At 64.7% G+C, this 2,223-nt stretch carries 2 protein-coding genes; both read right to left on the minus strand.

What is annotated here, in order from left to right; translation table 11 throughout:
• On the minus strand, positions 1 to 1,980 hold a 1,980-nt coding region (locus A3764_RS15040), incomplete at its 3' end, for an RNA degradosome polyphosphate kinase (protein WP_067951726.1).
• Positions 1,981 to 2,028: 48 nt separating this feature from the next.
• Positions 2,029 to 2,223 (minus strand): HdaA/DnaA family protein (locus A3764_RS15045; RefSeq protein WP_443069385.1); only part of this gene is annotated, 195 nt, incomplete at its 5' end.

Below are 2,223 nucleotides of genomic sequence, written 5' to 3' on the forward strand. Positions count from 1 at the left end.
CTGGCTGGTGATCTGCGCCTTCACGGTGGGGTTCTCGATCTCGACCAGCGTTTCAACCCGGCGGGTGAGGTTGCGGCCCATCCAGTCCGCCGAAGACATGAAGACGCGCGCCTTCTTGTGCGGCAACCCGTGGCCGTTGCCGAAACAGACGATGCGCGAATGTTCCAGAAACCGCCCGACGATGGATTTCACGCGGATATTCTCGCTCAGCCCCTGAACGCCCGGGCGCAGCCCGCAGATGCCCCGGATCACCAGCGAAATGCGGACCCCGGCCTGCGAGGCGGCATAGAGCGCGTCGATCACCTCTGAATCGATGAGCGCGTTCATCTTGGCCCAGATCTCCGCCGGTTTGCCTTCGCGGGCAAATTCGGCCTCCGCCGCGATCATCTCCAGCAGGCGGGTCCGCAGCGTGAGGGGCGAGATCGCGATATTGTCCAGCGTATCGGGCTGGGCATAGCCCGACAGGTAGTTGAACACCTTCGTGGCGTCGCGCCCCAGCCGCTGATCGCAGGTGAACAGTGACAGATCGGTATAAATCCGCGCGGTGATCGGGTGATAATTGCCCGTCCCGTAGTGGGTATAGGTCACAAGCTGCGTGCCCTCGCGTCGCACCACGGTAGAGATCTTGGCGTGGGTCTTGAGGTCGATGAACCCATAGACCACATGCGCGCCTGCCCGCTCCAGCCTGCGCGACTGGCGGATGTTGGCGGCCTCGTCGAAACGCGCCTTCAACTCGACCAGCGCGGTGACCGACTTGCCGTCCTCCGCCGCCTCGCAGAGCGCCTCCACGATGGGGCTGTCGCGGGAGGTGCGGTAGAGCGTCTGCTTGATCGCCACCACATCCGGGTCCCGCGCCGCCTGCGCGAGGAACCGCACCACCATGTCGAAGGTCTCATAGGGGTGGTGCAGCAGCATGTCCTTCTGGCGGATGGCGGCGAACATGTCGCCATCATGGTCCGTCACCCGCTCCGGCACGCGGGAGGTGAAGGAGGGCCAGAGCAGATCGGGCCGGGCGTCGGTGACCAGTTCGGCCAGATCGTCCACGCCGATCATGCCGTCGATCTCGATCACCTCATGGGGGCGCACGCCCAGTTCGGACATGATCACCGCCTTCAGTTTTTCCGGCGCCCCCACGGAATGGGTCAGCCGCACGACCTCGCCCCGGCGGCGGCGTTTCAGGGCCACCTCGAATTCGCGTACCAGATCCTCGGCCTCATCCTCCACCTCCAGATCGCTGTCGCGCAGCACGCGGAATTCGAAATGCGATTTGAGCCGGTATCCCGGGAACAGGTTCGGCACATGCAGCAGCAGCAGGTCTTCGAGCGGCAGATAGCGCAGCGCGCCGTCGGGCGCGGGCAGGGGCACGAAACGGTCGATCATCGCCGGCACCGGCAGCAGCGCCTGAAGGCTGCGCTTGTCGGCGGTACGCTCAAGCTGCAGCGCCAGCGCGAAACCGGTGTTGGGGATGAAGGGGAAAGGATGCGCGGGATCGATCGCCAGCGGCGACAGCACCGCGAACACCTGATTGAGGAAGACCTGTTCAAGATAGGCATGATCGGTCGGCGCCAGATCGGCGAGCCGTACCAGCGTGATGTCTTGGCCCCGCATTTCGGTCAGCAGTTCCGCCAGCACCCGCTGCTGGGTCATCATCAGCTTGCGCGCGTTCTCGTTGATCAGCACAAGCTGTTCCGAAGGCGTCAGCCCGTCCGCCGCCGGGGTGGTGTTGCCGGCATGCGCCAGTTCCCGCAGGCCCGCGACGCGGACAGTATAGAATTCATCGAGGTTGTCGGCGGAAATGGACAGGAACCGCAGCCGTTCCAGCAGCGGCACGCGCGGGTTCTCCGCCTCTTCCACCACCCGCCAGTTGAAGGCCAGCCAGCTCAGCTCGCGGTTGAAGAACCTGCCGGGTCCGGCAAGGTCGACGTCCTCCAGCGAAATCGGATCCGGAAAGGGATCCTCCAGAAAATTGGCGTGCGACATGGGGCCCTTATGACGGTTTCCTGCGACGGTTTTATGGCAATGGGCCGATTATCGCGCGGGCCCGTCGGCATTGTCCAGCACCTCCGCCGCAAGGCGGCGCGTGATCCCGCGTTTCTGGGCAAGACTGGCGGCATCCAGCCGTTCCACCAGATCCCCCGCGGCCGCAAAGGATCTGTCCATCCGGGACACGAGATAGGCGATCACCTCTGGCCGGGGGGTAAGCTGGCGGTCCGCCAGCATCTT

This window comes from Sulfitobacter sp. HI0129 (assembly GCF_001635395.1).
GTDB lineage: Bacteria > Pseudomonadota > Alphaproteobacteria > Rhodobacterales > Rhodobacteraceae > Sulfitobacter.